Source organism: Bartonella sp. MM97QHHN (assembly GCF_042194285.1).
In the GTDB taxonomy this organism is placed as follows: domain Bacteria; phylum Pseudomonadota; class Alphaproteobacteria; order Rhizobiales; family Rhizobiaceae; genus Bartonella.
In genome coordinates, this window is the sequence record NZ_JBHIMS010000041.1 from 1 (window position 1) to 2,094 (window position 2,094).

1 protein-coding gene and 1 pseudogene are annotated in these 2,094 nt (G+C 38.3%); one reads left to right on the forward strand and one right to left on the reverse strand.

The features are described 5' to 3' along the window. Positions 1-204, reverse strand: a 204-nt coding sequence (locus ACFIJW_RS02135) for a hypothetical protein (RefSeq protein WP_375633136.1), incomplete at its 3' end; no start/stop codon positions are given. A gap of 34 nt (positions 205-238) precedes the next feature. Here ACFIJW_RS02135 and ACFIJW_RS02140 point away from each other — a divergent pair. Beyond that, positions 239-2,094 (forward strand): annotated as a pseudogene (locus ACFIJW_RS02140) (autotransporter outer membrane beta-barrel domain-containing protein); the annotation flags it as partial.

The following is a 2,094-nucleotide window of genomic DNA, read 5'->3' on the forward strand; positions in this document are numbered from 1 at the left end:
AGATAAAGGAATAAGTGCCGAAAAAAGCACTGTGTCTTTAAACAATGTAACCGTCACTAAAGCGACAACAGGCATATTTGCTAATAATAACTCCACAATAACAGTCTCTGGAGGTTCATTTGATTCAAAACAAGCAACAATATTTGCGCAAAACGGCAGCACAATCACTATAAATGATTCTAAAATTACATCATCTGATAACACTGGGCTCCGGGCAAAAGACAATGGCACCATCAAAATGACGAAAGGAAAAGTTAAAGGAGGAATTTATGCAGCATTAACTGCTGAAAACGGTGGACATATTAATGTTACAGATGTTTCTCTCTCAGTAGCCACAGGTGGTGGAGCTGGTGCAAATGCCAGCGGACCTAATAGTATGATCGAATTGCACGGAACAGAAATTGATCATGCTTTTCTTGGGCTTTATGCAGAAAAAAATGCTATAATTAAAATGACCGGAGGAACTATTACAACTTCTACAGTTGGTGCTACCTTTTATGACAGTAAAAACAATGAAAATAAGTTGGAAGATGTGACAATATCGAGCAGTCAAAAAGATGAAACAGTGGTGTTTACAGGATTAAATTCCCAAGCAAGCAATGTCACTTTAAAAAATGTACACATTACAAATGCAAAATTCGGCGTATATGCAATGGATCATTCTAAAATCAAAATATCAGGAGGATCATTTGTTGGAAACGATATAGGGATTAACGCAGAGAGTGGCAGCACCATTGCTTTAAACAACAATGTTACAGTCGCATCATCTAGTGGTAATGGACTCCGTGCAGATGGTTCAGGATCTAAGATCACAATGGCAGGAGGAAAAGTAACAACAATAGGGAATACACAAACTGCATTATTTGCAGAAAAAGGTGGACAAATTGATGCCACGAATGTTGCTTTAACAACAGATGGCAAAGGAACCGGTGTAGAGTCCTTTGGTCCTGATAGCACAATTGAATTGCATGGCGATACAACAATTAACAATACTTTGAACGGTCTTGGAGCAGTTAATGGTGGTAAAATTACCAGTGAAAATTTAACCGTAGTCGGTGGTGAAACAATTGATCAAGACACCGACAAAAGCCGCTCTGGTGTATGGACAACGGACGCAGGGAGTGAAATTACGTTAACGGGCAAAACATCTATTAAAAATGTTGATGAAGGTTTTTATGCAGATGGTGGGAGTAAAATCATTAGCGGAGATTTAACAATAACCGGTGGTGAAAGTAAAAAAATAACCGTTGGTGTAAACGTTGCGGAGCCTGATAGTGCTATCGAATTAAATGGTAAAACAACCATTCAAAATTTTGATGTTGCTCTTACCGCAGGAAATAATAGCACAATTAAGATGATTAATGATGATATTGAAGCAGCACAGAATGCCATAGAAAACCAAATAGAAGCAAAAAAAATTGCACTAGTCGTAGCATATGGTGGACATATTGATCTCACAGATGTTTCTTTAACAGCAGGAGTTAGCGGCGTACAGTTCTTAGATCTCTTTGGTACCAAACTCGATGAATCAGATGATTCAAAAAAACATCCAAGTAGTGAAATTAATTTAACCAATGCAGATATTCACGTTGAAAATGGTACAGGAGTTCTCGTTGGGGCTCTCACTAACGATAACATTGAAGATACTCAAGAATTGTCAATCGGTACGCTCAATCTTAAAGATTCAAAAATTCATGCTGACGTATTATTAGGAGATGGCATTTTTTGGGACAAAATGTCATGGAAAGATAAAGAGTGGTGGGATGGTAAAGAGGTTAAAGCGATCTCCAACGGCACCTTCACCTTAAGCGCAGATCAGTCTATTCTAGAGGGCAGAGCAAATATTGCTAAAGACAGAAATGTGCACTTTGATCTAAAAAATAAGACAACATGGACGTTGAAAACCAGCACAAACGAAAAAGATGATGATGGCAATCTGCTTGATATCGCTCAAAGATCTCGTTCTGATATTTCCACGCTTAATCTCGATAACAGCTCCATTGTTTTTGAGAAACCAACAGACGATCACTACCAAACATTGCATATAGGTTCTGGTAAACCAGACACGCAAGAAGTCTACAATGCAACGGATGA